Annotated in this window: 11 protein-coding genes; all 11 read left to right on the forward strand. The window is 43.8% G+C overall.

Features of this window, described 5'->3' with window-relative positions; all coding sequences use genetic code 11:
* Nucleotides 1-110: 110 nt before the first annotated feature.
* The 11 genes from BY457_RS10205 to BY457_RS10255 all read left to right on the forward strand — a co-directional run bounded on the left by BY457_RS10205 (nucleotide 111) and on the right by BY457_RS10255 (nucleotide 17,906).
* A complete protein-coding gene (locus BY457_RS10205) occupies nucleotides 111-3,308 on the forward strand; it encodes a SusC/RagA family TonB-linked outer membrane protein (RefSeq protein WP_106153227.1) in 3,198 nt (1,065 codons plus the stop codon).
* 24 nt (nucleotides 3,309-3,332) lie between these two features.
* Complete coding sequence (locus tag BY457_RS10210; protein ID WP_106153228.1) at nucleotides 3,333-4,799, forward strand: SusD/RagB family nutrient-binding outer membrane lipoprotein; 1,467 nt, start codon at nucleotides 3,333-3,335, stop codon at nucleotides 4,797-4,799.
* A gap of 51 nt (nucleotides 4,800-4,850) precedes the next feature.
* On the forward strand, nucleotides 4,851-6,524 hold the full coding sequence (locus tag BY457_RS10215; protein WP_106153229.1) for a DUF4623 domain-containing protein: 1,674 nt from the start codon (nucleotides 4,851-4,853) through the stop codon (nucleotides 6,522-6,524).
* Between the two features lie 113 nt (nucleotides 6,525-6,637).
* The gene (locus tag BY457_RS10220; RefSeq protein ID WP_106153230.1) at nucleotides 6,638-8,359 is read left to right on the forward strand and encodes a glycoside hydrolase family 10 protein; all 1,722 of its coding nucleotides are present in this window, start codon (nucleotides 6,638-6,640) and stop codon (nucleotides 8,357-8,359) included.
* Between the two features lie 76 nt (nucleotides 8,360-8,435).
* Nucleotides 8,436-9,581, forward strand: coding sequence for a glycoside hydrolase family 10 protein (locus BY457_RS10225; RefSeq protein WP_106153261.1), 1,146 nt, complete (start codon nucleotides 8,436-8,438; stop codon nucleotides 9,579-9,581).
* Between the two features lie 51 nt (nucleotides 9,582-9,632).
* A complete protein-coding gene (locus tag BY457_RS10230; protein WP_106153231.1) occupies nucleotides 9,633-11,471 on the forward strand; it encodes a sodium:solute symporter family protein in 1,839 nt (612 codons plus the stop codon).
* Complete coding sequence (locus BY457_RS10235; RefSeq protein WP_106153232.1) at nucleotides 11,471-12,181, forward strand: GDSL-type esterase/lipase family protein; 711 nt, start codon at nucleotides 11,471-11,473, stop codon at nucleotides 12,179-12,181. Before BY457_RS10230 ends, BY457_RS10235 begins: the two co-directional genes overlap by 1 nt.
* A gap of 33 nt (nucleotides 12,182-12,214) precedes the next feature.
* The gene (locus BY457_RS10240) at nucleotides 12,215-13,189 is read left to right on the forward strand and encodes a DUF4434 domain-containing protein (protein ID WP_106153233.1); all 975 of its coding nucleotides are present in this window, start codon (nucleotides 12,215-12,217) and stop codon (nucleotides 13,187-13,189) included.
* A complete protein-coding gene (locus BY457_RS10245) occupies nucleotides 13,158-14,324 on the forward strand; it encodes an AGE family epimerase/isomerase (RefSeq protein ID WP_106153234.1) in 1,167 nt (388 codons plus the stop codon). The genes BY457_RS10240 and BY457_RS10245 overlap by 32 nt, the downstream gene beginning before the upstream one ends.
* Before the next feature lie 220 nt (nucleotides 14,325-14,544).
* The gene (locus BY457_RS10250; protein WP_106153235.1) at nucleotides 14,545-16,488 is read left to right on the forward strand and encodes an FAD-dependent oxidoreductase; all 1,944 of its coding nucleotides are present in this window, start codon (nucleotides 14,545-14,547) and stop codon (nucleotides 16,486-16,488) included.
* The gene (locus BY457_RS10255) at nucleotides 16,488-17,906 is read left to right on the forward strand and encodes a DUF5009 domain-containing protein (protein WP_106153236.1); all 1,419 of its coding nucleotides are present in this window, start codon (nucleotides 16,488-16,490) and stop codon (nucleotides 17,904-17,906) included. The genes BY457_RS10250 and BY457_RS10255 overlap by 1 nt, the downstream gene beginning before the upstream one ends.
* Nucleotides 17,907-17,936: the final 30 nt, after the last annotated feature.

The following is a 17,936-nucleotide window of genomic DNA, read 5'->3' on the forward strand; positions in this document are numbered from 1 at the left end:
AATTTTAAGAAATAGATTTGCAGAAAGAAAATAAAATAATGAAAACATTCTTTGGTGAGAATTTTTTAAAAAGAACGCTTTGTTGATTAATTCATAAAAATCAAACCGTAATGAAGGCAAGTTTTTTAGTGATTTTGGTTTTAAGTATTTTCTCTTTATCGGTTTTCGGTCAGGAAACCGTTGTAAGGGGGAAAGTTGTTGATGAAAAAGGTGGCCCTTTACCAGGGGCCAGTGTGGTTGCCAGGGGTACTTCGGCAGGTACCATTACAGATATGAATGGCAACTTTGAGTTAAATGTTCCGGAAACAGCAGAAGTTTTAACATTTAGCTTCATCGGTTTTGAAAGTGTTGAGCTTCCCCTGGATGGAAGGGCTTTTTACGATGTGGTATTGCAACCCACCGTCACCGATCTGGATGAAGTCGTGGTTACCGCTCTTGGAATAAAGCGTGATGCCAAGGCTCTGGGTTACGCTGTCCAGCAGGTTGGTGGTGAAGAAATGGAAGATGCTTCGGGTATTGCTCCGTTGTCCGGCTTGAGTGGAAAAGTCTCCGGGCTAAACATCTCCGGCTCCGGTAATGGTCCTGCAGGATCTACCAAGGTTCTGATTCGCGGGGTTAATTCATTGACCGGATCCAATGATCCTCTTTACGTGGTGGATGGTGTACCCATGGATAATTCAGGAGGTGCATCCGGAACCGAATGGGGTGGTTTTGATTATGGTAATGCGGCCAATAATATCAATCCTTCTGATATTGAATCCATTTCTGTCCTTAAAGGTGGAGCCGCTGCTGCCTTGTATGGTGCCCGTGGACAAAACGGGGTGATCATGATTACTACCAAAAGTGGATCGGAGCAAAAAGGTCTTGGTATTTCTGTTAGCTCGTCATACGAAATTGCGAATCCGCTTATAAAGCCCGATTTTCAGAATAACTACTCTCAGGGTGCGGCTGGTAAATTTGAGCCCTTAAGCTACAGAAGCTGGGGGGCTAAAATGAATGGACAAAGTGTTACCAACTTTTTGAATGAAGAACAGCAACTCCGTTCTCCTGCAGAGCATCCATATGATACATTTTTTCAAACGGGAACTACTTTAACCAATACGGTAAGCTTGAATAACCGTAATGAAAAAAATGGTGTTTATTTTTCTGCCAGTCAGATGAATAATGAAAACCTTCAGCCTGGAAGTACTTACGATAAAAGTTCTTTCACCATTCGGTTCGATACCAAACCAGCCGAATATTTTAAGTTGGATACCAAACTGAATTATGTATATACCGAGGCTGAGAATCGTCCCAACCTGGCAGGGTCCCCTGATAATCCTGTGTATCTGATGACTGTTATGCCTCGCTCGGTTGGATTCGACCAGTTGAAGCCTTATCGCACTGTAGATGGATATCCGGTTGTATGGACCAGTCAGTACCAAAGAAATAATGACGGAACCATTGCCTGGCGCAATGCCCCTCCCGAATTTGCAAGTTCTCCGCTGCTTCAGAATCCATACTGGGCCATCAATGAAAACAGGAATGAAGACAGCCGTAACCGGTTAATTGGATTTGCTGAAGCTTCCATTGACTTCAAAGAACTCCTGAATCTGGGGTTCAAGTTAGAGTTTAAAGGAAAAGCCGGTGTCGACTATTACTCCGAAAACCGGAAAAGGATAACTGCCCACAATACTTATTATAAAGCCGACGGTAAAGCTACCATCAATGATACCAGATTGGAGGTAAGGGAAGAAAACTACGATTTTCTTTTGAATGCCGAACAATCCTGGGGACAGTTTAGGGCCAATGGATCATTGGGCGGAAACCTGATGCGTAATACCTATAAAAGTGTTGCTTCAACTTCTGAGTCCGGGCTTATCAATGAAGTGGGACCCTATGTGATTCAGAACTTTATGAACCCTGTTACTTCTGAAGGCATTTCAGAAAGAGAAATCCAGTCTTTATATGGCTTGTTTTCTTTTGATTATGCAAGTAAGTTGTTTTTAGATGTGACTCTTCGTAACGACTGGACTTCTGTTCTCTCTCCCGAAAACTGGTCTTACTTGTATCCTTCGGTTAGTGCCAGCTGGATTGCAAGTGAATCTTTAACAATGCCGGACTGGGTTAACTTTCTAAAAATCCGTGGATCATGGGCCAGTGTTGGTAATGGGGGGCAATACGCTTCTTACAGATATATGAATTATGGTACCAATGCCAATCAGTTCCATGGGTTGCCCTATGGCTTCGTTCCCGGTGTTCGTCCTGAGAAAGACCTTAAGAGTGAGTTAACCATTTCAAAGGAGGTGGGTATCAATGCTTCTTTATTTGATAATCGTTTAAGCATTGATGCGGCTGTTTATCAGTCGGGCACTGAGGATCAGATCTTTAAAGCCCCTATGGCGCCCTCCTCAGGTTATAACTCGGGAATTGTGAATGCAGGTTATATCAATAACTCAGGTGTGGAATTGAGTATCTCGGGCGATGTTATTAAAAATGCCGATCTGACCTGGAATCTTGGCGCCAACATTACCCGCCAGTGGAGTGAGGTTGAAGAACTGGACGATGAGGTAGATGTGCTGAATCTTGGTGGTGCCGGCGGTGTGATTATCGCTGCCCGCAAAGGAGATCCTGTTGGTATTATGCTGGGGAGTGCATATGCCCGCGACGAATCGGGCCGGATTATGCTCGATGATGAGAATCTGCCAATGCTGAAGACTACAGAAGAGGGAGCCATTGATACCGAACAAACCATTGGTAATGCTTACCCCGACTGGTTACTCGGACTTAAATCGGGTCTTCGCTACAAGGGCGCTTTCCTGAACTTCCAGATTGACTCCAAACTGGGGCATGACATCTTTTCTATGACCAATATGCGTGGCGGTCTTTACGGAACACTCGCGTTTACCGAAGAGGGGCGCGACGAGTGGGAAAAAGCCAAGGAGATTTCACAGGTTACCGGTGTGGCTCCTAATGATGGCTATATGGTAGAAGGCGTAAAGAATGGTGTTGAAGGAGAATACCCTGTGGATCCTCAGAAGTATTGGGACCGTTTGGCCCGCATCAATGAGGCTTTCGTAGATGATGCTTCTTTTATTCGTCTGAAGCAGGTCTCCGTTGGTTACCAGTTCAGCAATGATTTCTTAAAAACTTCTCCATTTAAAAAATTATCGGTCAGCTTGGTGGCCAATAACCTGGCTTACCTGATGCGAAATACCAGGAATATTTCTCCTGAATCATCTTTCGGAACTGGCAATGCCGTGGGTTATGAGATGTTCTCTTTCCCTGAAACGAGAACGGTTGCTCTCAACTTAAAACTTGATTTTTAAAAGTAAACGGAAAAAAGTATCGCAATGAGAACGAATATAATTTATACACTATTGCTGGGACTGGTTCTGGGATTCACCGGATGTACCGATGATTTCGAGGAGATGGATCGTCCCAAAACCACTTCCGATAAAATTCAGCCCGATTATTTGTTTACCAGGGCTTTGGTTACTGGTTCGGGCTTATCTGTTGGCGTATGGCAGTTGGTTCATCAAACCGCCGGATCGGTTTATGCCCAGCACTGGGCCAATATTAATCCCAGTTTTACTTCTGATAATTATGAACCTGGGCCGGGCAATGTGGTCTGGGATTGGTATTATGCCCGACCACACTTTGCACCGCTTAATGTAAATAACCAGACAATCGGGTTGGCTGTTGAGCTTGAAAATCCAATTAAGGAAGCTTGTGCGCGTATCTGGCAGGTTTACATGTATCAGTTGCTGACCGATATGTATGGCGACATTCCCTATACCGAAGCTCTGGAAACGGTTAAACCGGCTTACGATTCGCAGGAATCTGTTTATAATAGTCTGTTCGAAGAGTTGGAAGCCTCGGTGGCACTTATCAAAGAAAACCGAGATAAAGGGTATCCCGGTTATGGAAATGCCGACGTGCTTTACAACGGCAATCTTGATCAATGGATAAAATTTGCCAACACCCTTGGCATGCGCATGGCGCTGAGAGTTTCAGATGCAGATGAGAATCTGACCCGGTCATTTTTCGAAGGCCTGGATCTTTCAGAAACCATGACTTCGGCTGAAGATATGGCCCTGGTTATTCCAGATGAAGATGGCCCCACCTATCATGTGAAAAATCCGCTTTCTTATGTCTATAACTGGCATGAGGTCCGGATCAGTGAGAATCTGATGGGGTATATGCAATCTGCTAATGACCCGCGCATTTCAGTCTTTGCCGAGCCTAATACCAACGGAGAGTTTGTAGGGCTTCGCAATGGTCAGCCACAGGATTCACTGAGTCTGAAATATAATAACTATTACAAACCTGAATTCTGTAACATCGGGTCTTTCTTTACACAACCCGAAACCCCTCATTACCTGATAACTTATGCCGAGGCCTGCTTTTTAAAGGCTGAAGCTGCCGAACGCGGTTTTATTGGTGGTGACCCCGCAGGGTTTTACCGTCAGGCTATCGAAGCATCTCTACATCAATTTGAAATAAATGACCAGCAGGTAATAGATGATTTCTATTCAGAGGTGGCTTATCAGTCTGCCACAGGACTGGAACAAATCTATACACAACGCTGGATTGCATTGTACCCCAATGGACAGGAAGCATGGAGTTTGGTTCGACGAACCGGATTTCCTCAGATGCAGGAGCCTGTTTACACCTGGCCCGGCAATGACGAAATGCCCCGCAGAGTGCCATACCCTGTGAATGAGAGAAGGTACAATGCTGAAAATTACGATGCTGCTGTCAGTCAAATGGGAGGCGACAGCCAGTACACCCGTATGTGGTGGGACGTTGAGAACTAACATGTAAAACGACCATTTAATAATTCCCTTTAAATTTTAAAAACTGTTCTTATGAAAAAAAGAAGTTTATTTGAAAAGGCAATGAAAGCTGTCTTTATGGTAGCTTTATTGTCAGGGGTAACATTTTTTACCTCATGTGAAGACGATGAAGATGATCCTCTGAAAGCAGAGATTACCGGATTTTCAATTGTGGATGCGGGGCCCGACCAGGCTACTGCAGTTGAAGGAGCTATTGAAGGAACCAATATAACAGTGGCTGTTCCTTTTGAATCAGACCTTATGGCTTTGACTCCTGAAATTACCTTGTCTAAAGGGGCTATGGTAACTCCTCAGTCTGGTACTACTCTGGACTTTTCCGAGCCAAGAAATTTTGTTGTAGAAAACGGAGAACTTCAAAATACTTATTCTGTAACGGTAACTAAGGCAGAACCTACCGGACCTGTTCTGAAGGGATTGGAAGTTGCCAGTGCCAATACTGATGAGGTATACGAAACAGAAGTTGACCTTCTGCAAGATCAGATTAGTGTAACTTACAATGAGTTGCAATCTCACCTGGTTTATATCTCTGCTATCGAAGTAGGTCCCGAAGGTGCTACTTATGAGACATCAACCGGTAAGGATACTTTGGATCTTTCTGTAGATGCATCGCTTACCGTTAATTATGCTGGGGAGTCTAAAAAGTATACACTTGTTCCTGAAGTAACTACTGCTGGATTTGATGTGGAAACAGCAACTGTTTTGATCGACAAATCGGCTTCTTCTCAGGCTGTTCCTACCGAAATTTCGGACGATAAATCACGTGGTGCCGATTTTAACGGTCAGTACGTATTTGTTGCTTCTCGTCTCAATGGTAATTTCATTCATTACTGGGACATCAATGCCACTGTTGATGAAGTGAAAAATCTTAGCATGGAAGGTGTTGAAGGAGGTTCATGGGTGATTTCTGATGTTAAGTGTGCAGGTGATGCCATCTATGCCTGTAATATGGTGATGGCTGCTCAGGGTGCTGAATTTAAAGTTTACAAATGGGCCAATGTTGATGCTACACCTGAGGTAGTCTTGACTTATACTACAACTGCTGACAATCAGCGTTTGGGTGATGCTCTTTCAATTGTTGGAGATCCTTCAACCAACGGTAAAATCATCGCATCCAATTTCCCCGGATGGGGTGGTAATCCTGATGCCAATGAGTTCTATGTATTCCAGGCTGATGGTGGCGAATTTGGCGCTCCTGTAGTATGGGATCTTGCTCTTGAGGAAGCAGTAAAAGTTGGTCAGTATGGCCGTGTAAATGAAATTCCCGGTGCAGAGGGTCTTTACCTGGCTTCAGGTGCTGAGATGGGAATTACTCTTCTCGATGATCAGGGCAATGTGGTTTATGAAGTACCAGAAAGTGTAATCCAGTTCCGCTCTTTCGATCCTCATGTATTTGAGTACAATGGTGGACGTTACCTTTCATTCAGCATTAACCGCGAATGGGAAGCTTCAGGTGCTTTCTCTCAAATTGTAAACATCACCGAAGGTGCCGATATTGAGGCTGCTTTGCGCGCGCTTACTGATGAGAATATTGGGCAGAAGCTGATTTATACCAATGTATTCAGCGGCGGAAGCAATGACCCATGGGTAAATGCAAACAACGCTGTTGCTATGGATGAAGAAGGAAATCCAATGATTTTCAGTTTCTCTGTATTGAACGGCTTCATGGTTGAAGAATTTACTCGATAAACATCTTTTCCCCGGGCCGGAAACGGTCCGGGGATTTTCTCTTTATTTTTTCACTTTGCTGAATACCTGGAGCTGTTATTCAACTCTGTTACTCCGGGAATAAATAATTTGTCATGAAGAAACTACATTATTACCTGCTTGTTTTTATAGCATTGATGACATTTGGTTGTGAGGAAGACAAAAACACTGAGATTCCTGAAGAAGAAGAGTTGCAAATAACTTCATTTGTTTTTCAGAACCTTGATCCCGTTGTGGAGGGGGTAATAGATCAGGAGAACCTGACCATTGATGTAAAAGTGCCCCGTGGAACCGATATTAAAGCACTTGAACCTGCCGTAACCTATAACCAGGATGCAGAATTAACACCTGCTCCCGGGTATGCATATGACTTTACCAACCCATTAAGTTTTAAACTTAGCAAAGATGACCGTGAGGTGGTTTACACGGTGTCTGTTACTTTTGCCAAAAGTGACGATAACACTTTAAAAGGTGTTTCATTCCCTGCTCTTTTCAGAGACGGGACTGTTACCGATGATCAAATTGAACTGGATGTTCCTTACGGAACCGATTTAAGCGAGGTTGAAGTGAACTTTAATCTCCCGGCTTATGCTGAAGTAGAACCAGTCAGCGGAAGCCTTATTAACTTGGAAAATTCTGCAGAAGTGGCCGTTACAGCTGAAAACGGTGACGTTAAAACATATATAATAACAGTCAATGAACTACCACAGGATGTCGGGGTGCGGGCATTTTGGATTCCTGCGCCCTGGCATTCACCTTTTTTGAGGAGTTATGAAGAAATTCAAAAGGGGGTAGACCTGGCTGTTGAGCTCAACTTTAATACTTTATTTGTAGGAACCTGGGCACAAACCCGCATATTGTACCCAAGCCAGACGCTGGCGGATAATTCTTCTTACAACACTCCTGAAGATGGACTCTTCTACGATTATGAGGGAGGATCGGGAGATCCTCTTGCCGACCTGGTTGAGGTGGCTCATGCTAACGGTCTCAAAGTAATACTCTGGTATGAACATGGATTTATGTCCCGGACTGCAACGCCTCCCACTCCGGATAATGATAAAATACTGGCTGTTCACCCCGACTGGGTGGGCATTAACAGCTACGGACAGCCTTGCAACTACAATGAATCAGACTACTATTACAATGCTTACAATCCCGAGGTTCAGCGTTTCATGCTGGATATGATGCTGGAAGCAGTTAATAAATATGATGTTGACGGGATACAGGGAGATGACCGTTTGCCTGCGATGCCTCGTAACTCTGGTTATGATGCTTATACTGTGGCCCGCTATAAAGAAGAACACAACGGAGAGGAGCCTCCTTCTAATTTTAATAACAGTGCCTGGGTAAGATGGCGGGCTGATATTCTGAATGATTTTGCGGTTCAGATGTATGAAGAAATAAAAGCGGTTGATTCCGAATGTATTATCGCTTTTTCTCCCAATCCATATCCGTGGGCTTTTAATAACTTGATGCAGGAATGGCCGGTGTGGCTCGATGATGGTGTCATTGAAATGCTTTCAGTGCAGTGTTATCGCTCTTCAGTCACCAGCTACGAATACACCATAGACGAGGTTTTATCTTATTACACCACTCACGGACATGGTAATCTTGAATTGCTGAGTCCCGGTCTTATCCTTTACGGAAGCAGTGGTTTAAGTGATCCCGAAGTTTTGGCAGGTCAGATCCTGGCTAACAGGGAGCGTGGTATTTATGGTGAATCTTTCTTCTATGATGTGCCTCTGAACAATGAAAAAATCCAGGCAGTCATCAAAGCTTTTTACCCGGCTCCGGCTAAATACCCTGAATTGCCCTGATGTTTTCAAGTGTTTCAACCCATTACAGATAATGAAAAAAGATAAAAATATAAGGTTAGGTCTTAAGATGTCTCTCATGAAGCAATTGTTTTTTATTCTCATAGCACTATTGATGATGGCTGGGTGCAGTTCCCAATCATCCCAATCTGATGAAGGAACTGCACCCAACTTCGTTCCCGGTTACGATGAGCCGGTTCGGGGCGTTTGGCTGACCAATGTGGCCAGTGATGCACTTTATACCAAAGAAAAGGTGGTTCAGGCAGTGGAAAAGTGTGACAGCCTTGGGATCAATACCATATTTGTGGTAACCTGGAACAAAGCCATGACCATGTATCGCAGTCAGATCATGAAAGATTTTACCGGTGTGGAAATCGATCCGGTGCTGGATCCGGATAATTCAGGACGCGATCCGTTAAAGGAGTTAATTGAAGAATCTCATAAGAGAGATATTAAAGTCTTTGCCTGGTTTGAATTCGGCTTTTCTTCTTCCTATAACAAAGATGGAGGTGTGTTGGTTAAGCTAAAGCCTGAATGGGCTTCTCTTACAAGTGACGGAGAACTCTGCACCAAGAATAATTTTGATTGGCTAAATGCTTTGGATCCAGAGGTTCAGGATTTTGTCATGTCGCTCATTCTTGAGGTGGTTAATAACTACGATGTGGATGGCATCCAGGGAGATGATCGTTTGCCTGCCATGCCTTCCAAAGGGGGGTATAATCCCGGTGTGATTGAAGAGTACAAGGCCGAACATTTCGGTCAGGAGCCACCCGAATATTACAAAGATTTTGAATGGGTAAACTGGCGGGCCGAAAAACTTAACGAGTTTATGAAGCGACTTTACCACGAAGTGAAAAGTGCAGATCCTGAATGTATTGTTTCGATGGCTCCCAGTGTATTTCCCTGGAGCAAGGAAGAGTATCTTCAGGATTGGCCCACCTGGATCAATTTCGGATATGTTGATATGATTTGCCCTCAGGTTTACCGAAAGGATTCTACTTCTTATCTAAACACACTAAAAGCAACGGTTGATTATGTCCTGCCTGAAAAACGGCATTTGCTTTATCCCGGAATTCTAATTCGTGTCAATGGCGAGCAGCCTTCCAATGAGCTTTTCAAATTTATGATTGAGAGCAACCGAAAGCTGGGAATGGATGGAGAAGTACACTTCTTTTATGAAGGCCTTAGCCAATACTCGGAAGAACTAAAAGAGATGTATAATTAACAGGCAATAGCCTGGTGTAATTGCGAATTTTAATAAAACGAAAAGAATACAATGAATTTGTCCCTTGTTGATGTTGGAATTGTTATGGCCTATCTGGTCCTGACATTGTTTATCGGATTTTGGTTGTCGAAGCGGGCATCAAAGGATCTTGAGGCTTATTTTCTGGGTGGAAACAAGATCAAATGGTACTTTCTGGGTTTATCTAATGCCTCCGGGATGTTTGATATTTCAGGTACTATGTGGACGGTGACCATCGTCTTTGTTTATGGACTCAAGAGTGCCTGGATCCCCTGGTTATGGCCGGTCTGGAATCAGATATTTGTAATGGTTTTCCTCGCCATCTGGATGCGACGATCCAATACTATGACGGGGGCCCAGTGGATTACTTTCCGCTTTGGGGATGGCCGTGGCGGAAGACTCTCACACATCATCGTGGTGGTTTTTGCGGTGGTAAGTGTGATTGGTTTTATCGCCTATTTTGTTGAGGGAATTGGAAAATTTGCTACCACCTTTTTTACATGGGACCTCTCTACCACCATAATGGGACTTCATTTAACTTCTGAGCAGGTTTATGCCTTAATCATTATAGCTATCACTACCATTTACACCATGAAAGGTGGTATGTACAGTGTTGTTAGTACCGAGGTGTTGCAGTTTCTCATTATGACGGTGGCATGTGTATCAATCGGTATCATTGCTTACAATCAGGTTACGCCTGAGCAGGTTGCTGCCGTTGTACCTGAAGGATGGACCGATTTGTGGCCCGGGTGGGAACTGGATCTCGACTGGTCCGGCCTATTTCCCGAGTTGAATGATAAAATCGGAAGCGACGGCTACGAAATGTTTGGGATGTTGCTGATGATGATGCTCCTGAAAGGGATTTTTGCCAGTCTGGCCGGACCGGTGCCAAGTTACGATATGCAGCGAATATTAAGTACCCGCACCCCCTCTGAAGCAGCTAAGATGAGCGGTCTTACGTCTTTGGTTTTGTTTATCCCTCGTTACCTGATGATAGGTGGTTTTGCGGTTCTGGGGCTGGTTTACCTGAAGCCTGAACTCATGAAGATGGGGGCAGATATTGATTTTGAAATGGTCCTGCCTTTGGCCATCCGTCAGTTTGTGCCTGTGGGAATTAAGGGGTTGTTGCTGGCAGGTCTGTTGGCAGCTTTTATGGGTACCTTTGCAGCCTTCATTAATGCTGCTCCGGCCTACCTGGTCAACGATTTGTATAAAAAGTATGTAAACCCTCAGGCTTCCAATAAAAAGCTGGTTCGTTACAGCTATATGTCGAGCCTGATTCTGGTTGTAGTAGGTATTGCCTTTGGTCTTTTTGCAAAATCCTTGAATAGCCTTACGCTCTGGATTACCTCCTCTCTTTACGGTGGATATGCAGCGGCCAATGTGTTGAAGTGGATTTGGTGGCGATTTAACGGTATGGGTTATTTCTTTGGGATGCTTGGAGGACTGATCGCCTCTGTCGTTGTTCCACCCTCGGTGCGAATCTTTGTTCCCGGAGCTATCGATATCTACATTTTTCCTTTGATATTACTGGTGTCAATGGCTGCTTCTGTATTGGGAACACTATTTACCAAGCCTGAGGATATGAGAACTCTTAAAACCTTTTACAAACAAACGCGTCCATGGGGATTCTGGAAGCCGGTAAAAGAGGCCGTAATGAATGAAGACCCGTCGTTTGTGCCCAATAAGGACTTTAAGCGGGATGCCTTTAATGTAGTGGTGGGTATTACCTGGCAAATGTCGATGGTGGTTCTACCTCTCTATTTCTTGTCTGGTGAATATTCATCGGCCTGGGTTTCTTTGGGAGTGTTTATCGGTACATCGGTATTGTTGAAATTCTTCTGGTACGATCATATTAAGAATATGGATTAATGATGAAACGAACAGGTTTTGACATAATCGCAAAACGACTACTTGCCTTTCTTGCATGTTCATTTGGTCTTCTTTCAGGGCTTTCTGCGCAGGAAACGGCAGTGGATACCTCCTATGCCAATAGTTACTATTTGTATAAAAGGAGTATGCATGAGTCTGTTCGGGTGCATTCATGGAATGTCGTTTTCATGGGCAACAGCATGACAGAGCGTGGCCTTTGGGGAGAATGGTTTCCTGAAATACCGGTGTTGAACCGAGGAATTGGGGGCGATAACTGCTGGGGTGTGGATGCCCGCCTTGGCACCCTGTTGGAAGCCAAACCCACCGTCATTTTTTTTCTCATCGGTATTAATGATTTGGGCAGGGGGCTACCTCCAGATTTGATTTCCACTAAATATGAGCAAATCATCCGCCGGATAAAAAATGAAAGCCGGAATACCCGGTTGGTGCTTCATACGGTTTTGCCCATTAATGAGACGAACATAACGGTTGAATACATGAAAGGTAAGACTCCGAAAATCCTGGAATTGAATAAAAGAATAAGGCAGTTGGCTAAGGAATATAATGTAAAGTTAATCGATCTGCATCAGGTTTTTGCTGATGGTCAGAATCAAATGCCGGATAAACTGGTTATTGATGGGCTGCACCTTAACAATGCCGGTTATCAGCTATGGATAAAGACGTTGAACGAGTCAGGCATCCTTCGATAATAATGATAATAACAAAGCTAAAGAGATATTTGGATGAGAATTAAAGGTACTTTTTTAGATGAGATAAGTCACGATATACCCCACCAGAACTGGGGGCGCGATGAGTGGGACAGAGATTTCGGGTATATGAAAAAAGCCGGAATTGATACTGTTATTCTCATTCGTTCGGGATATCGGAAGTGGCAGACTTTTCCCTCCGAAGTTTTGATGGAACGCGAAGGAACTTACCGTCCACCCGTTGATTTGGTTCAGATGTATCTTGAACTGGCAGAGAAGTATGGTATGTCTTTTTATTTTGGCCTTTACGATTCAGGAAAATACTGGACTGAAGGTAAGTTTGCACAGGAGGTGGATCTGAATAAGCGGGTTATTGATGAGGTGTGGACGAAATATGGGCACATGCCCGCTTTTAGGGGGTGGTATGTGTCGCAGGAGATCAGCCGCAAAACAGGGCAGATTATTGATCTTTACGCCAGTCTGGCCCGACATTGCAAAGATGTATCCGAGGGTTTGCCGGTTCTTATATCACCTTACATTGATGGCATTAAGAACGTGAGCCAGTATGTAAATGATACCACCAAAGCTAAGGGCATCTCGTTACAGCAGCACGAAAACGACTGGCGGGAAATCTTTGATGGGATCAAAAATGCGGTGGATATTGTTGCTTTTCAGGATGGACATGTTGACTATGATGATCTTACAGGATTTCTGAAACTCAATAAATCTCTGGCCGATGAATATGGTTTGGAATGTTGGACCAATTCTGAAACTTTTGACAGAGATATGCCCATTAAATTTATGCCCATCAAATGGGAAAAACTATTACTTAAGCTTCACATGGCCGAGAAAGCCGGTATTCATAATGCCATTACTTTTGAATTTTCCCACTTTATGAGTCCGCAATCTGCTTACTTGCAGGCAGGACATCTGTATAACCGTTATCTTGAGTATTTGGAGTTAATAAAATCGAAGAACAATGGATTTTCAAAGACTGGCTTTACAGTATAAGCAGGAACTGCTCGAAAATGTTGTGCCGTTCTGGCTCAATAAATCACAGGATAAGGAATTCGGAGGTTACTTTTCGTGCCTCGACCGTGAAGGAAATGTTTTTGATACCGATAAGTTTATCTGGCTTCAGGCGAGGGAAGTATGGCTTTTCTCCATGCTCTATAACAGGGTAGAGCAAAAGCAGGAGTGGTTGGAATGTGCCCGGCAGGGAGGTGAATTCCTAAAGAAATACGGTCATGATGGTTTTGGTAACTGGTATTTTAGCCTTACTCGTGAAGGAAAACCACTGATTCAACCTTATAACATATTTTCATTCACTTTTGCTGCTATGGCTTTTGCCCAACTTGGGCTGGCCACCGGTAATCAGGAATATACCGATCTGGCAAAAGTCACCTACGACCGCATTCTGGAACGTCAGGAGAATCCCAAAGGCCGCTACAATAAAGCCTATCCAGGTACACGGAATCTAAAGAACTTTGCACTCCCCATGATTATGTGCAACCTCAATCTTGAGATGGAACACATACTTGGAACGGAATATATTAAAGAATCTGCTTCCAAATTGATGGATGAGGTGTTGAATGTTTTCTATCGTCCCGAATATGGGCTTGTGGTGGAAAACGTCAATGAAGATGGTTCTTTATCGGATACCTTCGACGGACGGTTGTTGAATCCCGGCCATGCCATTGAAGCCATGTGGTTTATCATGGATCTGGCCGAGAGAATGGACAAAAAGGATATCATTGAACAAGCACAGCAAATTACCCTCCAAACACTGAAGCATGGATGGGACGAAAAATATGGCGGAATCTTTTATTTCATGGATGCCAAAAACCGTCCACCCCAACAATTGGAGTGGGATCAGAAGCTTTGGTGGGTGCATATAGAATCGCTTATTTCATTGCTCAAGGGATACCGCCTTACCGGCTCAAAAGAGAGTTTGGAATGGTTTGAGAAAGTCCATCAGTATACCTGGGCCTATTTTAAGGATGAGCAGTATCCCGAGTGGTATGGTTACCTCAACCGGCAGGGCGATGTATCACTTAATCTTAAAGGTGGTAAGTGGAAAGGATGCTTTCATGTACCCCGCGGCCTTTACCAATGCTGGCAAACGTTGGAAAGTATTGCAAAATAAGGGGCAGGCATGAGGTTGTCTCAAAAGTCCAAGTTTGATGTCATTCTGAGCTTGTCGAAGAATCTATTCCTTTGATAACAGATGTTTCGACTTTGCTCAACATGACTCGCTTTTGATATTTTATTCTTTTTTGACAACTTCATTGAAAATCAAACAAACCTCGTCACGGATGGGGATCCAAATATATAAATCACACCAACATAGTTTTAATCGCATAAATATGAAAATTACCTGGTTTTTCTTTTTATCGTTGTTCCTTACTTTGGGGGCCTGTAGAGGACCTCAATCCTCCAATACCAAGAAAGTAGATGTTTTGATAATCGGAGGCGGTGCCAGTGGTAGTATGGCCGGTATTCAATCAGCGCGTATGGGGTCTGAAACGCTTATTGCTGAGAAAGGTCCCTGGCTTGGGGGTATGCTGACTTCGGCCGGGGTAAGTGCCATTGATGGTAACCATAAATTACACTCCGGTTTGTGGGCTGAGTTTCGCCAGAAGCTTTATGATTATTATGGAGGTCCCGATTCTGTCAGTACCGGATGGGTCAGTCATGTTCTTTTTGAACCTTCAGTGGGAGCCAACATATTAAAGTCTATGGCGGATGCTGAACCCAATCTTGAATTAAGCTTTAACACTAGTCTGGTATCTCTGGAAAAGAATGAGGAAGGCTGGACGGTTTTGGTAGATGGTCCTCGGGGCAACCAAACGATCCAGACCAAAGTAATTATTGATGGAACCGAATTGGGAGATGTGGCTGCAATGGCCGGTATTCCTTACGATGTTGGTATGGATTCACGTTACGAAACAGGTGAGGAAATTGCCCCAAAGGAGAGCAATGATATTGTCCAGGACTTAACTTATGTAGCGGTATTGAAAGATTACGGTGAGGGGGCTGACAAGACCATTAAAAAGCCCGAAAACTATGATCCTTCTCCATTCTTTTGTACTTGTGCCCATGAATGTGATGAAGATACTGCCGGTAATAAGCTTTGGGATTGTGATTATATGATGGAGTACGGTCGGCTTCCGAATGACAAATTCATGATCAACTGGCCTATCCGTGGCAATGATTACTATGTAAATGTAGTTGAGATGGGACCGGAAGAACGAGCTGAAGCTTTAACTAATGCAAAATGGTTTACAAAGTGTTATATATACTATCTTCAAACCGAGTTGGGCTTTAAAAATCTGGGCATTGCTGATGATGAATTCCCCACCTCTGACGGATTTCCGCTCATTGCTTATCATCGCGAATCGAGGCGGATAAAAGGGAAAGTCCGTTTTACAGTTAACGATCTGGCACGTCCTTTTAGTCAGGAAACGTCACTTTACAGAACCGGAATTGCTGTGGGAGATTATCCCATCGATCATCACCATTCGCGTTATCCGGATCAGTCACAGGTGCCCGATCTTCATTTTTATCCGGTTCCCTCTTACACCCTGCCTCTTGGAGCGCTTATTCCAAAGGATACTGAAAATTTCATTGTTGCAGAAAAATCTATTTCTGTTACCAATATAGTGAATGGGACGACCCGCCTTCAACCGGTTTGTATGCTTATAGGACAGGCGGCCGGAACTCTGGCATCTCTTGCCGTACAACAAGGGGTTACCCCTGCCGATGTCCCGGTGCGGCAGGTTCAGAGCCACTTGATTGCCGATGGAGCTTACATTATGCCCTATTCGGATGTTAACGTTGAAAAAAAATATTGGGAGGATGTTCAAAAAATTGGAGCTACAGGAATACTTAAAGGAGAGGGGAAAAACATTGGCTGGTCCAACGTTACTTTGTTTTACCCCGACTCGGTAATGACTGCAAATGCTTTAAGAGATGGTCTGAAGGATATTGCACCTGGTTTTAATTTTAATTCACATGAAGAAATTCTGACCATTGAGGAAGGTGTCAATACGGCCTTTTCTTTGTCACGGTATATGAATCCGAATATTCAACCTGAAATTTCAAACGAGGATATCTCAATGATTTGGCAAGAAATGGGATGGGGAGAAATGCAACCTCATGTTTCTATAACCCGGGCTCAGATGGCAGTGTTGCTAAATCGAATTGTGGAGCCATTTTCTTCTGTAGAAGTAGATCTACAGGGCCTGTATAAAAAAGAAAAAAAGAATCTGTCTTTTAATAAGTCGTTAGCTTTAAGAAGGTTTATCTGATGTCAACCGGCAAAGTTCGTTTCGAAGCACTGGATGCTTTACGTGGTCTGGCTATTTTAATGATGGTATTGTCCGGTACCATACCCTTTGAAGGGGCTTTCCCCGGGTGGATGTATCATGCACAACTGCCTCCGCCGCAGCATGTTTTTAATCCGGATTGGCCTGGCCTCACCTGGGTTGACCTGGTATTTCCCATGTTCTTGTTTTCAATGGGAGCAGCCATCCCGTTTTCATTTGGAGGGAGAATGGATCGTGGAACAACACATGCAAAAATAGCTGGTCACCTTATTTGGAGGTTCCTGGGACTGGCTGTTTTTGCGGTTGTTTCGCAACATCTTCGCCCGTGGGGAATGGATGCACCTGATTTTCTGAAATGGTTGCTGGCATTGCTGGGCATGGCGCTGATGCTATTGGTGTTTGCTTCACCTGTAAAGGGGTGGGCCGTTAGGTTTCCTTCCTTTTTTCCTCTCATAGGGTTGGTGCTTACAGTGGTTTTTCTTAGGTTAATGGGTATGGAAGGGGTTCGGTATTTTTCCTTAAGATCATTCGACATCATAATTATGGTTCTTGCTAATACCGCTTTAGGTGGTGGAATTCTATATATAGTGTTTCGCAAATGGCATCAAACACTTTGGTTATCGTTTGCTTTGTTGGCTGCCTTTTTTCTAAGTGCCCGCGATGGCAATAACTGGATCAGCAACATCTATAACTGGTCCCCAGCTTCCTGGTTGGTTTCCTGGAATTATCTCAAATATTTGCTTGTATTAATTCCCGGAATTTATACCGGTATTGTTTGTCGGAATGCACTTCAAACCCCCGATATTGGGTTAAGGCAGGAGAAAACCGGCAACGCTCGTATTGCTTTTGGAATACTTTTAGCAGGAATAGCTCTTGTTGCTGTATCCCTTTGGGGACTTTATACCAGAAATATGGAATTGTCCTTTGCCATTACCATTGTTCTGATAGTGGGACTGTTTTTACTATTGAAAAAGTGGAGGAGCTTTTGGAGACCGGTATTCGTTAAATTATTTCCGGTTATTGCAGTATTGATTATAGGGGGTTACCTTCTGGAACCTCTGCATGGGGGGATAAAAAAAGACCCGGCCACACTGAGTTATCTGATACTTACAGCAGGTCTTTCAATGGTTTTGTTACTTGCTTTTGTTGTACTTATTGAAGAATTTAGCCTCAAAGGATTAATGTTTATTCTTGCCGGTTCGGGGAAAAACCCCATGATGGCTTATGTTGCCGGAAGTAATCTGGTTATTCCGGTTTTAGCGCTTACGGGAATGGAGAATTTGCTTTTCTTCGGGGAAATACCTGTTGTTTCAGGCTTGGTTAAAGCCATAATAATTACCTTAGTGGTAGGATTGGTGAGTGCTCTGGCGGCACAAAAAAAGTTCTTTATGAGGGTTTAAGCCGGGATGCAAACACAAATTATGCTGATA

The sequence above is a fragment of the Marinilabilia salmonicolor genome, from assembly GCF_003003035.1.
Lineage (GTDB): Bacteria > Bacteroidota > Bacteroidia > Bacteroidales > Marinilabiliaceae > Marinilabilia > Marinilabilia salmonicolor_A.

Coding starts and splice junctions, on each gene's coding strand:
- BY457_RS10215 (WP_106153229.1), top strand. CDS start 4,851: ATGAAAAAAAGAAGTTTATTTGAAAAGGCAATGAAAGCTGTCTTTATG.
- BY457_RS10205 (WP_106153227.1), top strand. CDS start 111: ATGAAGGCAAGTTTTTTAGTGATTTTGGTTTTAAGTATTTTCTCTTTA.
- BY457_RS10230 (WP_106153231.1), top strand. CDS start 9,633: ATGAATTTGTCCCTTGTTGATGTTGGAATTGTTATGGCCTATCTGGTC.
- BY457_RS10235 (WP_106153232.1), top strand. CDS start 11,471: ATGATGAAACGAACAGGTTTTGACATAATCGCAAAACGACTACTTGCC.
- BY457_RS10210 (WP_106153228.1), top strand. CDS start 3,333: ATGAGAACGAATATAATTTATACACTATTGCTGGGACTGGTTCTGGGA.
- BY457_RS10240 (WP_106153233.1), top strand. CDS start 12,215: ATGAGAATTAAAGGTACTTTTTTAGATGAGATAAGTCACGATATACCC.
- BY457_RS10220 (WP_106153230.1), top strand. CDS start 6,638: ATGAAGAAACTACATTATTACCTGCTTGTTTTTATAGCATTGATGACA.
- BY457_RS10245 (WP_106153234.1), top strand. CDS start 13,158: ATGGATTTTCAAAGACTGGCTTTACAGTATAAGCAGGAACTGCTCGAA.
- BY457_RS10250 (WP_106153235.1), top strand. CDS start 14,545: ATGAAAATTACCTGGTTTTTCTTTTTATCGTTGTTCCTTACTTTGGGG.
- BY457_RS10255 (WP_106153236.1), top strand. CDS start 16,488: ATGTCAACCGGCAAAGTTCGTTTCGAAGCACTGGATGCTTTACGTGGT.
- BY457_RS10225 (WP_106153261.1), top strand. CDS start 8,436: ATGAAGCAATTGTTTTTTATTCTCATAGCACTATTGATGATGGCTGGG.